The organism is Akkermansia sp. UNK.MGS-1 (assembly GCF_000980515.1).
Classification (GTDB): Bacteria; Verrucomicrobiota; Verrucomicrobiia; order Verrucomicrobiales; family Akkermansiaceae; genus Akkermansia; species Akkermansia muciniphila.
Map to the genome: position 1 here is coordinate 101,560 of NZ_LBCB01000040.1, position 18,205 is coordinate 119,764.

Here is an 18,205-nt window from a genome sequence, read left to right on the forward strand (position 1 = left end):
TATTTGGAGGGGCCTTCCGTTTTTTCGCGGGATGCACCGGGGCTTACGGTCCTCTGCCATTCCCCGGACGCGCGCCGGATTTTCCGCTTTGCGGCGGAAAATCCAGACGCCAATCCCCGCAGGCAGCAAACGTCATCCGGCCCTTTCCAGCCTGCGCTTGAGGACGCGGCCCGTGACCAGCAGGGGGGCAGCCCCCATCAGGAACAGGAACAGGGAATCCTTCCATGGGGTGGGGACCGTTCCGTCATCCGCGCTGTATCCGGAATCCACCGGGGACAGGCCGGAGCCTCCCCAGGGCAGAGGCTGGCGGCGGGCCAGGAAAATTTCCGGCCTGTCCAGGGCATCCCGGCTGACGCGCTGGATTTCGGCAGATTCATCCAGCATTACAACACGGTCATTGACATAGAAGGATTTGACGGACGGACGGCCCTTGCCCAGGAGTTCCAATTCCGCAATGGTCTGCTTGTAGCTTTTTTCCGAACCGCCAAGGGCGGCCCTCCGCACCTGCCGGACGGCGGCTTTAGCCTGTTCCGGCCCCTCCGCTCCAATAGCGGCAATGTGGAGCAGCGCCATCTTGAGCAGCTTGAATTCTTCAAATTCCCTGTCGTCCAGATGAGGACGTTCCTTCAGGTCGTCCACTTTCTCCTGGATGGTTTCACGCTCCCTCTCCCATACATTTTTGGACGCCTGATCCACCACCATCGTTTCAAAGGAGTAGCGCAAAGGGCAGAATTCCGCCACCAGCGGCACACGCCCCGGCTTGAGGCGCCCGTGTTCATCCGTACGGTGGGCGGACCATGGGATGAACTGGTTCATTTCATCAAAGCGGACAATGGCTCCAGCCATCAATATCTGGGGAATCAGAAGCAGAGGCACCATGTTAAGCGCCGCCCTCTCCGTTCTGGCGAAGACGGAAACCAGCAGGGACAGGCTCACGCCGACAAAAGCCGTCAAGGTCATCGTCCCCAGGTAAATCAGGAACATTCCATGGATTTCCAGAATGGAGTTCCCCACCCACAGGAACAGGGCGGACTGCACGGCGGAGAGCCCCGTCAGCACCAGCGCCTTCGCCAGAACATAACCGGTCACGAATACCTTGGCATTGCTCTCCCTCTTGAGCAGGGCACGGTCCTTGAGCACTTCGCTGGCCGCCCCGGTCAGGCCGAAGAACATGGCCACAATGGTCGCCAGGAACAGGTAGGAAGGGATGTGGAGGGCCGTGGCAAACGTGTATTCCGGGCTGGAAGAGGCGCGCAGGGTCACGGAAATCAGCAGGGCCAGCACCGGCCCTTCCAGCAGCATGGTGTACAGCCCCATACGGCTCCGCACGCGCCCCAGGAAGGTGCGCACGGCCCAGATGCGGAAAAGCCGCCAGAGCTGTATGACGCTGCGCCTGGGGGCGGGGGGAAATTCCAGCGAGCCTTCATACAGCGTTCTGGGGGCGCCCCCTTCATGATGATGCCCCATCACGTTGCGGAACCGGTAGCCTTCAAAGCGCTCCTGCCACAAGCGGGGGTGCTGCCGCCTGCGGCGGTCGTGCCAGGAGAGGGGGGCTTCCAGCACCTCAAATACGTAGTCCGCGCCTCCGGCCGTCCGCGCCTCCTCGGAGACGTCAATGGCCATGTCCGCAGCCGCCTTCCGGAAATACCGCATCATGCCCGGCACGTCCCCCCAGTAAGCCATCTGACCGCCGTGGTCCAGCACCAGCACTTTGTGGAACTGGTTCAGAATAGCCGTGCTGGGCCGGTGCATGGTGGCGATTACCATTTTGTCGCGGCTCATGTTCTGCATGGTCTGCATGACCAGCTTGGCATCTGACGTGGACAGGCCGCTGATAGGTTCGTCCAGCAGGAAAACATCCGCAATGCCTGCCAGGTCAAGCCCCAGGTTCAGGCGCGTTCGCTCCCCGTCGGAAATGGTGCGGGCGTTCATCTCACCCACGCGGCGGGAGGCAATGTGCGTCAGGCCCAGGAATTTCAAAATAGCGTTCACGCGCCTGACGCGTTCCGACCGGTTCAGCCGCGGACGGCGTATCATGGTGGCCTGAGAGATGTGCTCGGAAACGCTCATGGCCGCATCCAGAATATCTTCCCGGGGAATGAAGGCGATGTAGGGCCGGATAAGATCCGGGGCGCTGTACAGAAGCTGGTTGTTGTAACGGATGCAGCCCCGGGTGGGCGGCAGCTGGCCGGCCAGCATGGAGAGCAGCGTGCTTTTCCCGGATCCGCTGGGCCCCAGGATGCACACCATTTCCCCGCGTTTCACGGCCAGGTCAATATTGTCCAGCACGCGTCCGGAGCGCAGGAATTCCTTGGTCACCCCTTCCACGCTGAGGGTTCTGATCGCATGGTATTCTTCATCCAGCACCCCGGCGGAAAAACGGCAGCGCAGCGCGTGGTAGGCATTCAGGTGCACCACGTCCCCATCCCTCAGGGAAACCCTTCCCCGAACAGGCCGGCCATTGAGCAGCAGAGGCATGGAGGCCTCCACCACTTCCAGCCAGCCGGAATTGGTGGCGCTGGAAAAAGAAACCTCCAGCACCGCTCCGGGGGCCAGCCCGGGAGTCAGCAGCATGTCTCCCTTGCGCGCCTTTTCCGGCAGGTTGGTCACCCGCAGCTTGCGGTTTCCGGGATCCAGGCGGAAACGGCGCCCGATGTCCGACATGGAATTCTGCACCTCCCCCATGGAGAAAGGCCCTTCCCCGTCCAGCGTGAAGGATGAGTAATAGGCCATGCGCACGCTTTCACCGGGGTACAGCCGTTTCCCGTCAACCGCGAATTCCACTTCCGGCCTCAGCACCTCCACCTCGCACGCCAGCCCCATGTTCACGCGCACCTCGCTGGCGCGGGAACGCACCCGGCTGATTTGCAGGGAGCCTCCGTCCAGGGAAATATAGCATACATCCTGCTTGCCTGAACGCTTGCAATCCAGAAAAAACGCAAAGTCTTCAAAACTCAGCGGACCGGACGGCAGAAGCACCACCTGCCCGTTGGTCAGCGGCATCACCCCGCCGGGCTGCAAATGGCGCCCGCGCACCACAATGGGACGGGTGCCGTCATTCACCACCAGCACCAAGCGGGAACACCGGATCAGGCGGAAGGAAATGCCCTTGTCCTGCTCCGGGAGGGATACCTCCGCACCGATGCCGGAGGAAAAACCGACGCTGTACGCCGGTTCCTGGGCCTCCACGTCCGGTGTCATCAGCAGCTGCCTCAGGTGGTTTGCCGTGCCCGGCAGTTCCAGACCGTACGTCACCTGGTCAAACAGATCCCCTGTCATGCGGGCATCTCCCGTATTGATCAGCAGGGAGAGCACTTCCAGAGCTATCGCCATGCGTTCCGTCTCATCCCTGCCGGAAGCTGCGGAGGCCAGGACATCCGCAACCGTCAGGCTGGCCCTCATGGACCGCTCAAAACGGTTAGAAAGCCAGCGGTGCTCCACTTCCGGGAAAGTATAGCGCAGAATATCCAGAGCGGCGTCCGCATCACGGGCGCTCAAATGGCGGCGTCCGCTTAAAATAGTGGCGAACAAGTCCACCAGCGTTCCGGCATGCACCTTCATGGAGCCGTCGTCACGGCGCAGCCACGGCACGTAGGCGCCCAGCGTCCTGACCAGATTCAGCCTCCAGTGAATCAGCTTGGAAGGAATGTCAAAAAACCATTGGATCATGCCTGGAAACGCGTTGCCGGAACCAGTAGTACAGGGATTCCCGCCCCATCTCAAGCGCAACCGGAATTTCACGGAGAAATGACAATATTTTCTACAGCTTTATCTTGCAATAGGTCCGGAGGAAGTATAGTTCTGTCCAATGTTCATGCTTTCCGCGTGAAAGCTAGCCAAATACATCAACATTATCACAACATGGATATTTTAGTTTCTACTCTTTGTGACTTCGCCGCCGACTATCAGGGCAAGCTCTGCATCCAGGGCGGTTTTGACTCCCTGGTTGCCCGCCAGTTCCCAGTCGTGCATCCCGTCTGCGCCGTTGCCCTGCGCATCTGCCTCACTCCTGAAGACGAAGGCACGCACGAACTGGGCCTGAGCATCGTTGATGCCGACGGCACGCCGCTGGACAAGGAACGCATGCCCATCAAGATCAATTTCCCGGTTCCCGCTTTCCCGGAAGGAGCCTCTTTCTTCACCCGCAATCTGATCATGAACTTCCAGGGCCTGCGTTTTGAAAAACCGGGCAACTACTCCATCGACCTGACGGTTGACGGCGAACTCGCCTCCCGCGTGCCCTTCCGCGTAGTGCAGGTGCAGGAAGAAGCTGCCCAGGCCTAAGAAACATCCCTCTTCCATCAAACCGCCTCCCGTTCATCCGGCAGGCGGTTTTTTATTGGAGCGGCCGTCCTCCCGGAAGTGCGGAACAGGCCGGCCCCGGTTCCATGCACCTGAAGACCTCTGCGCCTGGCCCCGGCCTAAAAAAGGGAGGCCGGCTTTTTGCGTCCTCCTTCCCCCTTTTTCATTGCGGTTCCGCACCGGATTGACCATGATACGGGCTGCTCCAACCCGCCATGCACACCGCACGCCTCCAATACGACAGGATTATCATTACGGGCGCATCATCCGGCTTCGGGGAAGCGTTTGCCGGAACGCTGGCCCCCCATACGGAGGAACTGGTGCTCATCGCCCGGAATGAAGCAGCCCTGCGCCAGCTTGCCGCCGCCCTGGAAAAACGCCATCCCGGCCTTCACGCCTCCGTCCTTCCCTGCGACCTGGCGGACGAAACCTCCCTGAATACGCTCATTTCACGCCTGGACAGCCTTCCTCCGGGAAGAACCCTTCTGATTAACAACGCCGGAGCCGGTGATTACGGAGATTTTGCGGACGGCCGCTGGGAAAAAATACGTTCCTTGCTGCGCCTGAACGTGGAAAGCCTCACCCGCCTGTGCCATGCGCTGATCCCCGTCATGAAGAGGAACGGAGGGGATATCATCAACCTCAGTTCCCTGGGAGCCCTCCTGCCCATTCCGGATTTTGCCGTTTATGCGGCCACCAAGGCTTATGTTTCCAGCCTGTCGGAAGCGCTGCGGCTGGAACTGCGCGAACACGGCATCCGCGTGATGGCCGTCTGCCCCGGCCCGGTTTCCACAGGCTTCGGGAAAGCGGCGCGCCGCCCCGGCTTCACCGGAAACATGATGCCGGGGCGCAATGCTTTTGACACGTCCGTTGAAACCGTCGTGAAAGACAGCCTCCGCGCCCTGGCCCGCGGACGAGCCCGGGTCTTTCCCGGCATGAAAATACGGCTGGCCGCCATGCTGCTGGCTGCCGCCCCGCTGGGGCTGATACGCCTTTTCATGGGCAGACGTCCCCGGAAAGTCCTGCCGGCATCCAATGATTCTCCTTCTTCAGCATCATGAAAGCGCACCGCCGCGGAATACCCCGCCTCACCTGGTTCAAGCTCGCAGTCTGCCTCTGCCTGGCAGCCATGGCTGCCTCCCTGTTCACGCCGTACCCCGCCCAGATCATACGCGCCCTGAAAGGGGAGCCGGAACAGGCGCCGCCGGATTCCGGAACCTGTCCGCCCCAGGAATCCCCCCCCGCGGAACAGCCCGGGCAGGAAGAACAGCCAATAACCGCTGCGCCATCCGCCTCCGGAAAGGAACCCGGGGATGAACGGCTGTACACTCCATGGACGCCGGAGCGCACAATCGCCCTTCCCCCGGTGCAGTACCCCCCATTTCCCCCCGTGCTTCCCACAAGGCCCGCGGAAGGGGCCATGACCCATATTTATGAACTGGCCCGCGGCCTGAACCTGAAAACGCAGGTTAATTTCCAACCCGGCACCCTGGCCTCTAGGGACAGGGAAACCAAAAGCAATTACCAGATGACCCTTTCCCTGAACGTCAAACAGCCCAAAGCATTGACGAAAAAGGAAGACATTCTGAAGCTCAATCCGAAACTGGAACCCATGCTTCCCGGCCTGTCCACCCTGTTCAGGCATACGCGCGTCTCCCCTTATTACGGGCAGGTTTACGTCCGCAAACAGACGGAAATTCGTAAAAACCTGGCCTCCCTGCTCAAACTTCTGGACCGCCATAATTATTACGATACGGAGACCATTCTGGAAACCGCCTATCCGGACACGGGAAGGAAGCTTCTCTGGCTGCAAAGTGAAATGGATGTTGTTTCCGACGGCTCGGACGGGGACCGGCTGGCCGCCATGCCGGATAAAATCCTGAAAAGCTCCTTCTATCAGCCCAGCACTTCCTACCGCTGGAAAAAGCGCACAGACAAGCCCAATCCCCTGCTCAACCCCTGGCAGCAGAGGCTGGCCTCCTACAAGAAGACGCTGGAAAAAGCCCCCGCCGCGGAAAAAACGGCTCTGCGCCGCAAAATAGACCATGCGGAACGGGTCATTGAGGAACTGAAGCGGTACAGCTTCCTGATCTCGGAATACGATCCGTTCATCGTGGTACCGCTGGGAGTCGTCAACCAGTCCTCTCCCTTCTCCCCGCAGTTCGGGGACTATGCCGTCGTCATCGTGGGAGACAAGTTGTACCCGGCCCTGGTGGGAGACGCCGGGCCGCGCTACAAAACTGGGGAGGGGTCCCTGCGCCTGAGCCGTGAAATCAACCCCAAGGCGGGCCCTTACAGCCGCCCCGTCTCCGACCTGAAGGTAAGTTACCTGATTTTCCCCGGTTCCGCAGAGCCTGAGGCCGGCCCACCCGACTATGAAAAACTTACGGACAGATGCCGGGAACTTCTCAACGAAATAGGCGGCATGGGGAAAGGATTCAAACTCCACCAATGGGAAGACCTGCTGGCGCCCAAGCCGCCGCCCGCCCCAAAACCGGAAAGCGGCGGCACAGCGGAAACATCCGCGGATAAGCGGAAAAAGGAGGAAGCCCCCGGGAACAAGCCCGCGCCGGCCTCGGCTTCCCCGCAAACTGCACCGGCTTCATCAGCCGCAAAAAGCGCCGCATAAGCTACAGAGCCTCCTTCCAGGAAAAAAGAAAGGCTTTCCACATCCGGAAATAAACGTCTCCGCGCGCAATCTTCACCTTCCCGGAAGACGGATGCCGCCGATCCGCCCGCTGGAGCAATTCCAGCGTGTCCAGCCCCAGCCAAGCGGGCAGGACAGTGGAAAAACGCAGCCGCCCGTTCCGCAGAGATTCCGCGTAAAACACCCCTTCCTTCAGCCAGCGTTCCGCACGGTCCAGCCATGGACGGTCATCGGGGGCAGGCAAGTAGCTTCTTCCGCGGGCGAGGTCTTCCTCCCGGTCACGCAGAATATTCACCAACTGCAGCCCCATGCCGTAGTGCCTGCCCCAGCGCAAAAGCTGCTCCTCCGGCTGCGTGCTAAAGCCCGGCCCCTGAGCCAGCAAACCCAGCCTGGTCCAGAATTCCCCTACGCAGCCGGCCACCATGTAAGTATAATGTTCCAGCTGTTCCGGACATGAGACGGCAGCATGGCTTTCAAAATACATCAAATCCCACGCCTGTCCCTCCACGATGGAGGCCAGCACCTGCCGCACCAGCGTCCGTTCATGCGGGGAAAGGTTTTCCAGCAGCGCCAGGCATTCGGGGAAACGGGCCAGCAATTCCGCCTCTCCCCGGTGCGTCTGGATTGTGGAAAGAACGCCCAGACGGCCAAAACAGGTGGCGGCGACCTCCCGGGAGGCGGCGCCGGCCACCGTCTCTCCCATCATCCTCAAAAGCGCCAGGCGCTCCCGGCAATCCATATCCACGGCATCCGCCACCGTATCCGTGGCACGCGCCAGCAGATAGCCCACGGCCACGCCGGAGCGCATTTCCCGGGGCAGGAAGCGCATGCTCAGATAAAAGGACCGGGAGACGGCCGATAGAAGATGGTCAAGGCCTTTCATGATTTCTGCAGGCCCAGCCTGTGCATCTTATAATGGAGTACCCGCGGGGAAATGCCCAGTTCCCGGGCCGCGGCGGACATATTGCCCGGAGAACGTTTCAATGCGGCTACAATCAATTCCCGTTCAAAGGAATCTACCATGGTCGGCAAATCGGCAGGAGCCTCCCCGTCACGGGAATAAGGGACGTCATGGCTGGGCATCTGGAGGGAGGCGGGAAGGTTGTAACCGTAAATGCAGTCGTCCTGCGCCGTAATGACGGCACGTTCCATGCAGTTTTCCAGCTCCCGGACGTTGCCGGGCCAGTGGTAAGCCATGAGCATGTTGATGGCGGGAGTGGACAGCCGTTTGATATCCTTTCCGTATTTCAGGTTGAACTTGGAAAGAAAATGTTCCGCCAGCAGCATGACGTCCCCCTTGCGTTTGGAGAGGTCCGGCATAACGATGGGGAAAATGTTCAGCCGGTAGTACAAGTCTTCCCGGAACTTGTTCGCCGCCATCAATTCCTCCAGATTGCGGCTGGTGGCGGCGATGAAGCGCACGTCTGCATGAAGCTCCCTGTTGCTTCCCACGCGGGAAAAGGTTTTTTCCTGAAGAAAGCGCAGCAGCTTCACCTGCATCTGAAGGCTTAAATCCCCGATTTCATCCAGAAACAGGGTGCCGCCGTCCGCCGCCTCCGCCCGACCGATGCGGCGGCTGGTGGCCCCGGTAAAAGAACCCTTTTCATGACCGAACAGCTCGCTTTCCAGCAGGTTCTCCGGCATGGCCGCACAATTCAGCGTGACCAGCGGCTTATCCTTTCTGCCGCTCAGATTCACCACGGCGCGCGCCACCAGTTCCTTCCCCGTTCCGGAACTTCCCCGTATCAGCACCGTGGCATCGCTGGGCGCCACCTGGCGGATCTGTTCATACACCTGGAGCATAGTGCTGCAATTGCCAATCAATTCGCCCGGATTAGTCGTCAAAAGCTCCCTCAGTTTTTCATTTTCCGCGACCAGGGCGGCACGTTCCTCATGCGCCTGGAGGCTGGCAGCCAGAGCATCCCCAACAATATTGCCTACAATCTCCAACAGTTTCTGATCCCGTTCCAGGTCGGTGTCCCGGTCCACGGCACGGTCAATGCTCAACGTGCCGATGACCTGCTGCAAATGAATGATGGGAACGCAGATGAAGGCTACTTTTTCACCGCTTTTGCGCGTGCGGGTACGGTTCAGGAACCTGGAATCCCGGGAAATATCCTCAATCACATGGGGCCTGCCCGTTTCTGCCACATGCCCCGTAATGCCTTCCCCCACATGGTAATGGCCGCGTTTCATTTCCTGCTCGTCCAGGCCGTGGGAGGCTTCAATCATCAAATCGTTCCCGCGGCGGATGGTGAACGTGCCGCGCAGCATTTTCATGCGGCGGTAAAGCACATCCAGAATATGCCGGAGCAAAGCCGTGCCGTTGCGTTCATTGACAATGGCGGAGCTGATTTCTTTCAGCACGACCATCTCCAAATCCGGTGACCTGTTTATTTCATTCATGCAATCCGGGGCTGGGCGAATATTAACCGCACGCCCCCGCCATACCAACTACTTTTTCTTCCACCGCCATGCAGCCGGGCAAAAAAACGGTACGGGGAATATGGATAACATCCCAGCAATTAATTTTGATGATATTACGAACGGGGAACAAAAGATTTTTACAAAAATGTAATATACATCCCTTGTTTCGTTCCGTTTTACATGCCCACGTCTCCGCCGGACTCCCGTTTCATCATCTCCGTGATAACCTGGAACAACGCGTTGCGGTACAGCACGCCGTCCAGCCGACCGGTATTCTTCCAGACCACGGGAAAGGCTGGCAGATGGGTTTGTTCAAACAGCTTCAAGGCATCCGTCAGATGGGTGCCGGCGTCCAGCACGGGAGCGCCCGTACGGACCAGGGACCCGGCATCGGCCGGGGCCGCCCCCTTCCGCTCCTCCATCTGCCGGCGAACCGCCAGAAAGTCCTCCGGATAGATGGCCCCTTCATAAGTTCCATCCTTATTCACCACAAAAACCAGATCTCCGGGATTCCGCAGCATCAGGGAAGAGACATCATCCAGGGAAGCATCCGGGGCCACCTGGGGCACCACGTGCCGCGCCAGGTCATGCACATGGACTTGCGCCATGGGCAGACTGACGACGGACGCCGGACTGCCGGCCAGGCTGGCGGCATACATGGAACGCGCGCGAATCAGTTTTCCCGTGCCATAAGCGCTTACGACACCGATCAGCAAGGGATAAATCATCTGTCCGCTCATGGAAAACTCCACCACCATCACCAGAGCCGTCAGGGGGGCCTGGGCAGCTACGGCGAAAAAGGACGCCATACCCACCATCGCATACGCCACCGTATGGTTGCCCTCCATTCCCAGAGACGTCAGAACCGTACTGAAGATAAAACCCACCATGCTCCCCACGTACAGGGTGGGCGTCATGGCTCCCCCCACCGTGCCGCAGCCGAACACCACCGCCACGGCAGACACCTTCACCAGAAGCAGGACGAGCGCCTCCCGCGTGCCGTAATCCTCATGGACCAGCCCGGTAATGAGAGCCTGACCGTTGCCCACCACTTCCGGATAAAAAACGGCCAGAATCCCCACGACCAGCCCGGCGGCCGCCAATCGCAGCGGCAGAAGGGACTGGCGGCCATTCAAATATCTGGCGGCCGCATCCAGCAAACTGACCCATCCCCTGGCCGCCACGGCCGCCGCCGCCCCCAAGGCGATGCACCAGAGAGACTGGGAAAAGACAGTAAAGCTTTCAAACGGGGAACTGTACAAAGGGGAGGGATCCCCCAGCAGATGCAGCATCACGAACCCGGTACAGGATGCAATGAGCAGGGGGGCCAGAATATCCATGCTCACGGTGCCGATGATGATTTCACTCACGAACAGGCAGCCGGAAAAAGGGGCATGGAACGCCGTCGTGAACCCGGCTGCCGCTCCGCAGCCAACCAGCAGACGGAGCCGCGGAATGGATACGTGCAGACGCTGCCCCACGGTAGACGCAATCAGGGCGGAAGACTGGATGATAGGCCCTTCCTTGCCGATGGCCGCGCCGGAAGCGATGCTCCATGCCGCGGAAAAAACTTTCAGGGCGGAGGCCCGGAACTTGATCAGCCCGTTCCCGATGGACATGGCCTCCATGTATTCCGTAGCCTGCCCCGGCATCCTTTTCTTCAGGAACAGCAGAATGCAGCCGGCCACCAGGCCGCCCGCCACCGGAATAAACATGCGCCATTCCGGCTCCACCAGGGAAAAGGTTCCTACGCGGGAATCCGACCAGATGCCGGTGAGCATCCACTGGATCACTTCCACCATCCACTCGAAAAACAGAGACATGCAGGAGCCCACCATGCCGACAAGAACGGCCCATACATAAGTAACCTGCCTTTCCCCCACCTTCCAATGATGGAACAGTTTTAAAATCCATCCGTACCAGACGGAATCCGGCGGCTGGGACTGGGGGAGTGGAGAATTCATAGAAAAGAAGGCAATACTATTCCATTGTGACAAAAAAATACCTCCGGCTGTTCGATACGGAAGAAAAAACTGCCCAGCCCCATGCCCCTCCGGAGCCAGAGAAGATTTTCAACGGATCCGCAGACGGCTCTTACGGGCCCCCTTCGGGGCCTGGCCCCCGCGCCGGTAGTCAGAACGTATATTTCAAATTGACGCCGTAATAGAAATCATCCCCCAGCCCCTTTTGCTTTACCACGGTCAGCGCCTGGCTGTAATTGGTGAACAATTCCACAGTCAGGCGCCCGGTAGCACGGAAGGTAACGCTCAGATTATAATCCAGAGCATTGGAACCATGGTGCACCACCGGGCCTACATACCCCCCATTGTAACCGTAGCGCACTACGGCATCCACCCGCACGCAATCAGCTATTTCTTCATGCATCCCCGCAAATACGGCGTAATAACCGCGAAACGTATGGTTGTTATATTGCCAGTACAGGTCCGCGCCGCCAAACCAGCGGTCGGAAAAATGGTAGGTCGTCTTCAATCCGGGACGCGGGATTCCCTTATCTCCCGGAAAAACAAAGCTGTGCTCATACCAAGGCATGACCGTCCAGTTGCCCAGTTCCCTGACGTAGTCCAGCCGGTATTTCAGCTCCGCATGATTCCGGTGATCCGTGGAAACACCGTACCATATTTTCCCCACCCACTCTTTATACTGTATTTCAGGAACAAACATGCAGAGAGAACCGTCCCACAAGTTCAAGCCCTCGCACTCGTATTTGCTGGCCCACCCCGCCTGAAATCGCAAATAAACACGCTCATCCGCAGGACCGGCCAGGGAAAGGGGGTGGGGGCATGCCGTCTTCAGGTGGTAGGACTGTTCTTGGCAGACCGCCGTCGCCCAGGCTCCGGGACACGCCAGCATGCCGGTGCAGGCCGCCAGCGACAACAGAATTACGGTATTCATCTTCATATTGGTCATGGCTGGAAATTTTTCTAAAACGGCATATCCGGAGGCGACGCCATCCACCCATGCGTACCCGCACACCGCTTTAGCCGTAAACGGATACTACGCCCTCACCCGGACAAAGACCTTCTAAAGATGAGACCAGCATGAAAAAACAATATTCAGTTCCAAGAGCCAAAAAAACGAATTCCCCATGAAAGATTGTGTCAGCAGTCTTTGTACTTATAACCGTGTCCATGAAATTCATTATCCCCGCACTCGCCCTGTCCACCTTCCTTCCCGCAGCCTTCTCACAAGAACAAATCATCCCGAAACCGGCGGAAATCACATTGTTCACAGGAAGTCCGGCCCGTCTCACACCGGATTCCCTCATCATCACGGAAACACAGGACAAGTCTTTCCTGGATCAGGCAGGGCAATTGCAGCAGATGCTCAGCGAAGGGACAGGACTCCCCCTTCCCCTTAAACCGGCCGGGCAAGCGTCGAAAAAAGCCGCCTGCATCGTCATCAAAAAAGACCCAACCCTTGCCGCCAGAGGAGAAGAAGCCTACTCCATCCAATCATCCCCAAACGGAATCATCCTTTCCGCAGCCGATGCCAGGGGCATCTTTTACGCGGGGCAAAGCCTGGTCCAGATGATGCCCTTCGTCTTCCACGACCGGACGGCAGATAAATCCGCCGTCCGGTGGAATATTTCTGAAACTCCGTTCCGCATAACGGACTACCCGCGGTTCTCTTGGCGGGCGCTGATGATTGATGAAGCACGCCACTTCTTTGGCGAGAAAACCATTAAACAGATCATCGACCAAATGGCTCTGCTGAAAATGAACATCCTGCACTGGCACCTGACGGACGACACAGGATGGCGCATTGAAATCAAGAAGTATCCGCGCCTGACCTCCATTGGCTCCAAACGCAGAGAATCAGAAATCGGCACATGGAACAGCGGTAAATCAGACGGAACGCCGCATGAAGGCTTTTATACCCAGGCACAGATCAGAGATATCGTACAATACGCAGCCCGCCGAAACATCACCATCGTTCCGGAAATTGAAATGCCGGGCCATGCCAGTGCCGCCGCCGTAGCATACCCCTTCCTGAGCCTGAAAACTCCCGGGGAAGTGCCCACCACATTCATCGTCAATACGGCCTTCGATCCCACCTCGGAAAAAACTTATGCCTTCCTGTCCGATGTTTTGGATGAAATCACGGCGCTCTTCCCCGGCAGAATCATCCACATTGGCGGAGATGAGGTGCGCTATGACAAGCAATGGAAGGGTGTTCCGGAAATTGAGGAATTCATGAAAAAAAACGGCATGAGAAGTTATGCGGACGTCCAGATGCATTTCACCAACCGCATGTCCGGCATTATTGCCCAAAAAGGGCGCCGCATGATGGGATGGAATGAAATTTACGGACATGACGTCAATGGGGACGGAGGAGGAAAAGCCGGCGCCAAACTGGATACAAACGCCGTCATCCAGTTCTGGAAGGGCAACACCGGCCTGGCTAAAAACGCTATCCGGGACGGACACGACGTTATCAATTCTCTCCACACCTCCACCTATTTGGATTACAGCTACGGCAGCATTCCCCTGCAAAAGGCATATGGGTTCGAACCCGTTTTCCCCGGGTTGGAGGAACAGTACCATTCCAGAGTCAAGGGACTGGGCGCCCAAGTATGGACGGAATGGATTTCCACACCGGAACGCCTGCATTACCAGGCATTCCCCCGTGCCTGCGCCTTTGCGGAAGTCGGCTGGACTCCCGCCGGTAAAAAGGATTTTCCGGATTTCAAAAAACGCTTGAAAGCGTATAGCGAGCGTATGGATCTGATGGGGATCAAGTTTGCCCGGAACGTCATCAGCCAAATAGACAAATCTGACTTTTTCAATACGCCCAGGATTGGCACATGGACGCCTGCCACCCTGACCCGGGAGGAACATTCGTTTGACGTTACCAAACTGGTCAAAGCGTCCGGCAAACACACTGTCACCCTGCTGTACGACAAAGGTGCCCACGCCATCGAAATCGAATCCGTAGCCCTGTATGAAAATTCCCGGGAAATCTCCCGGGACGCCCATGCGGGCAGAAGCGGCGCCCATAAGGAAAATATCCAGTACATTCTGAATGCCCCGGAACCCAGGCAAGGAGCAACCTATACTGTCAAAGCAAAATTCAAAGGGGACGGAGGCCGGGATTCCCACGGGACAGTGTATTTTGAAACGCCATAAAAACACCGTCCCCGTCCTATACCAGAAACAGCAGGGGCTTCACACAGAGCCCCCTTTACTCCGACAAACGGAGCACTGCATCCGCAGACTCATGGTTACGGACACAAGCCTTTCAGTATCATCGGCCTCCCAAGGGCGCCGGCATGTCTTTTCATAGAGGAAGACACCCCTTCCATCAAGCGGCACGAAATTGATACTTTAAACCAGAAAGGCTTACCCTGAAATCAACCTTGCCTTAACAAGGCTCCGGAGGTCGTTGCTTACGAACCTCCGGAGCCTGAACAACCGTGAATCGGCGGAAGATGATTTTCATCCGGGAAAGCCAGACGGAATTTACATGTTATCATCTACCACTTTTTCCACATACTGGAAAAAGATGCTTCCGTCCTCCCCGCTGATTCCATAGTCTCTGACATCCTCAATATTCGCATTCTTGATTCGGGTAATAATATAGACTTTGGAGTACAAAATCCCCCATTCCCCATGCTTTTTCTTATCAAACCAGATATGGTGGTTATAGTATGGTTCAAAATAGATGGTTCCCCCGTCTATCGGATCGGAAATCGGGCCGGAATATTTAACAACAATATGGCTGATTCCCTTGTAACACCATTCCCTGCCGCATTGAGGATTTTTGGAAAGGGTGGTGCTCATTTCAATGGTGGTGTCCATGACATCATAGGACAACCTATCCTCATCATGGTATTTGATTCCTTTTTGAGGCAGATTGAACTGATTTTTGATGATGACTCCATCATAAATGAGACGTCCCCCTTTCCATTCCGTTTTCTGCGGCACTGTTTCCCCTTTCAAGAGACAGATTCCTGAGAGAGAAACCATTATTGCACAGGCAATTTTATTCATTGTTATTTTCTACTTTGTTGTTGTTTCAGCAATTCCTTATTGAGGAATTCTTTCATTTCCTGAACAGTTTTTTCAGGAGGGGTCTTCGCATCGTCCCGATACTGCCTCCAGTCGATGCGCAGCTTGGCCATCAGGCGCAATTCGCTGAGAGAAAAAGGAACAGTACCCGGGGCATTCGGCATGAAATCCCGGGACCTGTTGCCAATATAATAAATCTGGCTCTGATCCCAAGAACGCTTCATGGTCTCATCGAAGGAAGCTCTCACACGGTCGTCGCTTACTCTGGCTTCCCACTGGAGGCAGTCCGCCAGGCAACCACCCTCGGCCCGACTCTCCCGGGCCTGCCGCCACAGGGAAAGAATATACCTGTTCTGAAGACTGCACGCAGCTGGAGTCAGGTACTTGCGCGTATACTGCAACTCATACAGAGGCTTGCACACAGCCTTTTCCCTCTGTCCCAGAGTAGCTCCACTCACCCTTTCCGGAGTGGGGACAATACCGGCCAGAGCACCGGATACGTAATAAGGCAATTCCTCAGGCATTCGAATTTCCCACGGTATTTTTTCATTCACAAACACGCCGTTTAAAATGGTATTAAAGGAACCGTTCCGGCAAATACGGAACAGGTAAATCCCCCCTTTCCTGCTCATGAACCTTTTATAAACCCCGGACCCCGCAAATCTGGAAACGCGTGTGCGCGCCTCCACCGGGTAGGAATACCACTGCTCCATGGATGCAGCAAGTTCCTTCCCCCAATTATTCTGTTCTCCTATCGCAAGATCCCCCTCAATATTGAACTGGAACACAAGGGGAGCGGTGGAAGGGTGCCTTCTGGCTTCCACCACGTAATCCCGCCTGAATTCATTGGTGAGATAACCGTTGGGATTGTAAAAATACAGGGCTATTTCATGGACACCTTCCGGCACCTCTACGGCTACCCATATATCGGGTCCATCCACAAAGCCCGGATACACTTCTCCGTGGTCATCCCACTCCGCCTCTGTCCGCACGGAATCCGTAGGGTCGAAAAGAACGTTGCGGTTATCATTTTCCTTGATGCTATGCACCCACCAGCGCAAAGCGTCCCCTTTCTTGCGGTTGAGCCCCATCAGCCCCTGAATCCAGTAGGGTGACAAGGCCCCCTTGTATCCGGGATGTCCGGGAACGGAAGAAAGGGTACGGAACTTGATAGGCTTGGCTTTGAATTCGGAATTGCTCATGGGGGCATTCGTGGCGCACAGCGTGGCACGCGTGTGCCCGTACTTCCCGCACCAGTCCCCTTTTGTAGTCCAGTCCTCCCCCCGGAACACAATATTCTTCCCCGCATGCGCATCGGATCCCAGCCTTTCCAACCTTCTGAGCACTACAGAAGGCTCCTCCATCTGCGCCGGACGAGGGAACGGGACTTCATTGTCCAGCTGTTCCCTGTCCAGTTTATAAGCCAGAGTCCCCTTTTTCAGACGAACAAAGCCCCGTCCGTATGTCGCCGCCCAAACACTCCCGTCCTGAAGCGCCAGCAAGGAAGGAACATCCACGTTTTCCAGCCCCTTCCTTATTCTCTGATTCACCGTCATTTTTTCAGCATCCAGAACATCCACTCCCTGCATCCGGTAGCCGATGAAAATTTCCTTTCCCTGCTGGATAATGGAAGAAATAAAATCTTCAGACAACATTCTGGAATTCGACTCCCCCGGCACCGCAGTCTTCCGTGCGGCAGAACCATACAGATGGTTGTTTTTCTGGGCATAATCACGCCCTCTCATATAACGCCAAGAACTAATGCCGTTACTGTACGCCAAGCCTGAGCAGGTACCTACCAACACCTGGCCCTTATCCGTACAAGTCAAAACATTGCAGATATTGGAAGGCAAACCATCACCATACGGCTGGTACGGCTGACGGGCGAATTGCCTGTTATCCCAGTACCAGGGAGCCTGAACATTTTTCCACTGCATATACTTTGACTGGCGCGAAGAGCAGGATACCCCGCCGCAAGCATAGGCCAGCCACAAATTCCCCCTGGTATCAAAACCTGCGGAAGCCGCCTGGTCTTCCACCAGGCCGGTGGACCTGTCCAGCGTCTTCCATGAATCGCCTGCAGGATCGTAAATGGATACGCCTCCGGATGTGGCGACGGCCACCTCCCCGGAAACGGGAGAAATGGCCAAAGCATAAACATGCTCTCCATTTAGGGCATTGCTGCGGTCATACATCTTCCATTCCCTTCCGTTAAAAACGGCTACGCCGCTGTCATCCGTGCCCGCCCAGATGCGCCCCTGCCTGTCCTCCGCGATACAGGTGAAATTCTTTCCTTTGGGGAAACCGGAATAATAATCCATATTAAGCCACGATTTTTCATATGTCCGGTCCCCAATCTGAAGGCGGTAAATGCTTTCTTTTTCTCCTACGGCCCAAATGGAGCCGTCGCCAGCTACCAGCGTGCCGCGAATAAAACGGACCGGACATTCCGGAAGTTGCTCCGGTATCTGGACGGTTACGACCTTTCCTGCCGCCCACGCCCCCAACAAAAGGAAAATCAACACAAATGTCCCTACGAAGTGTTTGAATTTAATCAACATAACCAACTATCTCCTGATTATTGCAGGATAATATTATCGGTTTTTATCATTGTCAACGCCATTTTCAATTTATTGTTAAGTTTATCCAAACAAAATACGGCATAATTCGTTTAGAATTATGCACATAAACAATTTAATATATGTTAGTTATATTAAAAACATCAATTCCAAGAAAATCCTCACTAATACTTTTTTATGCTTGGATGGGAAAATACAGGGAACAGGCCTGATAGCAACGT

12 protein-coding genes are annotated in these 18,205 nt (G+C 56.6%); 5 read left to right on the forward strand and 7 right to left on the reverse strand.

Annotated features, from left to right (window positions below; translation table 11 throughout):
- Positions 1-132: 132 nt before the first annotated feature.
- Complete coding sequence (locus tag WW58_RS11955) at positions 133-3,669, reverse strand: ATP-binding cassette domain-containing protein (RefSeq protein WP_046437915.1); 3,537 nt, start codon at positions 3,667-3,669, stop codon at positions 133-135.
- A gap of 192 nt (positions 3,670-3,861) precedes the next feature.
- On the opposite strand from WW58_RS11955, the gene WW58_RS11960 reads away from it, so the two are divergent.
- The 3 genes from WW58_RS11960 to WW58_RS11970 all read left to right on the forward strand — a co-directional run bounded on the left by WW58_RS11960 (position 3,862) and on the right by WW58_RS11970 (position 6,931).
- Positions 3,862-4,284, forward strand: a complete 423-nt coding sequence (locus WW58_RS11960) for a DUF6941 family protein (RefSeq protein WP_012419416.1) — start codon at positions 3,862-3,864, stop codon at positions 4,282-4,284.
- A gap of 233 nt (positions 4,285-4,517) precedes the next feature.
- On the forward strand, positions 4,518-5,363 hold the full coding sequence (locus tag WW58_RS11965) for an SDR family NAD(P)-dependent oxidoreductase (protein ID WP_046437917.1): 846 nt from the start codon (positions 4,518-4,520) through the stop codon (positions 5,361-5,363).
- Entirely contained in the window at positions 5,360-6,931 is a 1,572-nt protein-coding gene (locus tag WW58_RS11970) for a glycoside hydrolase family 75 protein (protein WP_046437919.1), read from the forward strand. The genes WW58_RS11965 and WW58_RS11970 overlap by 4 nt, the downstream gene beginning before the upstream one ends.
- 1 nt (position 6,932) lies before the next feature.
- On the opposite strand, the gene WW58_RS11975 is transcribed toward WW58_RS11970, so the two are convergent.
- Both WW58_RS11975 and WW58_RS11980 read right to left on the reverse strand, forming a co-directional pair.
- The gene (locus WW58_RS11975; RefSeq protein WP_022198403.1) at positions 6,933-7,832 is read right to left on the reverse strand and encodes a phytoene/squalene synthase family protein; all 900 of its coding nucleotides are present in this window, start codon (positions 7,830-7,832) and stop codon (positions 6,933-6,935) included.
- A complete protein-coding gene (locus WW58_RS11980; RefSeq protein WP_022198404.1) occupies positions 7,829-9,355 on the reverse strand; it encodes a sigma-54 interaction domain-containing protein in 1,527 nt (508 codons plus the stop codon). Before WW58_RS11980 ends, WW58_RS11975 begins: the two co-directional genes overlap by 4 nt.
- Here WW58_RS11980 and WW58_RS13695 point away from each other — a divergent pair.
- Complete coding sequence (locus WW58_RS13695) at positions 9,354-9,527, forward strand: hypothetical protein (protein WP_288143461.1); 174 nt, start codon at positions 9,354-9,356, stop codon at positions 9,525-9,527. The genes WW58_RS11980 and WW58_RS13695 overlap by 2 nt on opposite strands.
- A gap of 25 nt (positions 9,528-9,552) precedes the next feature.
- Here the strand turns inward: WW58_RS13695 and WW58_RS11985 are convergent, their stop codons facing one another.
- The gene (locus WW58_RS11985; protein WP_022198405.1) at positions 9,553-11,340 is read right to left on the reverse strand and encodes a chloride channel protein; all 1,788 of its coding nucleotides are present in this window, start codon (positions 11,338-11,340) and stop codon (positions 9,553-9,555) included.
- Between the two features lie 169 nt (positions 11,341-11,509).
- Positions 11,510-12,304: a hypothetical protein gene (locus WW58_RS11990; protein ID WP_022198406.1), complete on the reverse strand. Its 795-nt coding sequence runs from the start codon at positions 12,302-12,304 to the stop codon at positions 11,510-11,512.
- A gap of 221 nt (positions 12,305-12,525) precedes the next feature.
- On the opposite strand from WW58_RS11990, the gene WW58_RS11995 reads away from it, so the two are divergent.
- Positions 12,526-14,523, forward strand: coding sequence for a beta-N-acetylhexosaminidase (locus tag WW58_RS11995; RefSeq protein WP_102758705.1), 1,998 nt, complete (start codon positions 12,526-12,528; stop codon positions 14,521-14,523).
- A 333-nt stretch (positions 14,524-14,856) separates the two neighbouring features.
- Here WW58_RS11995 and WW58_RS12000 read toward each other — a convergent pair whose 3' ends face one another.
- Together WW58_RS12000 and WW58_RS12005 are read right to left on the reverse strand one after the other, a co-directional pair.
- Positions 14,857-15,336, reverse strand: a complete 480-nt coding sequence (locus tag WW58_RS12000; protein ID WP_146023934.1) for a hypothetical protein — start codon at positions 15,334-15,336, stop codon at positions 14,857-14,859.
- Between the two features lie 53 nt (positions 15,337-15,389).
- Positions 15,390-17,930 (reverse strand): ligand-binding sensor domain-containing protein, encoded by a 2,541-nt coding sequence (locus tag WW58_RS12005; protein WP_180975835.1) that lies wholly within the window; start codon positions 17,928-17,930, stop codon positions 15,390-15,392.
- Positions 17,931-18,205 lie beyond the last annotated feature (275 nt).

Coding starts and splice junctions, on each gene's coding strand:
- WW58_RS11955 (WP_046437915.1), bottom strand. CDS start 3,669: ATGATCCAATGGTTTTTTGACATTCCTTCCAAGCTGATTCACTGGAGG.
- WW58_RS11960 (WP_012419416.1), top strand. CDS start 3,862: ATGGATATTTTAGTTTCTACTCTTTGTGACTTCGCCGCCGACTATCAG.
- WW58_RS11965 (WP_046437917.1), top strand. CDS start 4,518: ATGCACACCGCACGCCTCCAATACGACAGGATTATCATTACGGGCGCA.
- WW58_RS11970 (WP_046437919.1), top strand. CDS start 5,360: ATGAAAGCGCACCGCCGCGGAATACCCCGCCTCACCTGGTTCAAGCTC.
- WW58_RS11975 (WP_022198403.1), bottom strand. CDS start 7,832: ATGAAAGGCCTTGACCATCTTCTATCGGCCGTCTCCCGGTCCTTTTAT.
- WW58_RS13695 (WP_288143461.1), top strand. CDS start 9,354: ATGCAATCCGGGGCTGGGCGAATATTAACCGCACGCCCCCGCCATACC.
- WW58_RS11980 (WP_022198404.1), bottom strand. CDS start 9,355: ATGAATGAAATAAACAGGTCACCGGATTTGGAGATGGTCGTGCTGAAA.
- WW58_RS11985 (WP_022198405.1), bottom strand. CDS start 11,340: ATGAATTCTCCACTCCCCCAGTCCCAGCCGCCGGATTCCGTCTGGTAC.
- WW58_RS11990 (WP_022198406.1), bottom strand. CDS start 12,304: ATGACCAATATGAAGATGAATACCGTAATTCTGTTGTCGCTGGCGGCC.
- WW58_RS11995 (WP_102758705.1), top strand. CDS start 12,526: ATGAAATTCATTATCCCCGCACTCGCCCTGTCCACCTTCCTTCCCGCA.